A 390-nucleotide genomic window follows, 5' to 3' on the forward strand; every position below is an offset into this window, starting at 1 on the left:
GCACCACCTTGTCGATCCTGGTCAGCCTGATGACCGGCTGCTGCCTGCTGACGCTGCCGAAGTTCGACGTGGCCGAGGCGCTGCGCATGCTCGACGAAGAACGCTGCACGCTGACGTCCGGCAACGACACCATCTTCCTCATGCTGATGGGGCATCCCGATTTCGACCGCAAGCGCATCCATCTGCGCGGCGGATGGGCGGCGGCCGGTCCGCAGGTGATGGGCAAGATCCGCGACGTGATGGGCGTGCCGGGCATCTGCAACGCCTACGGCCAGTCCGAGGCCTCGCCCAACATCACGCTGTCCGCGCACGACGATCCCTTCGAACTGCGCGCCATGGGTTGGGCGTTGCCGCATCCCGGCATGCAGGTGCGCGTGGTGGACCCGGGCA

General features: G+C 67.2%; 1 protein-coding gene. It reads left to right on the top strand.

Annotation, left to right across the window (positions count from 1 at the left end; genetic code table 11):
• On the top strand, positions 1-390 hold a 390-nt coding region (locus tag GRF61_RS24430), incomplete at both ends, for an AMP-binding protein (protein WP_169153189.1).

Origin of the sequence: Azoarcus sp. TTM-91, assembly GCF_012911025.1 — a bacterium.
Lineage (GTDB): Bacteria > Pseudomonadota > Gammaproteobacteria > Burkholderiales > Rhodocyclaceae > Azoarcus.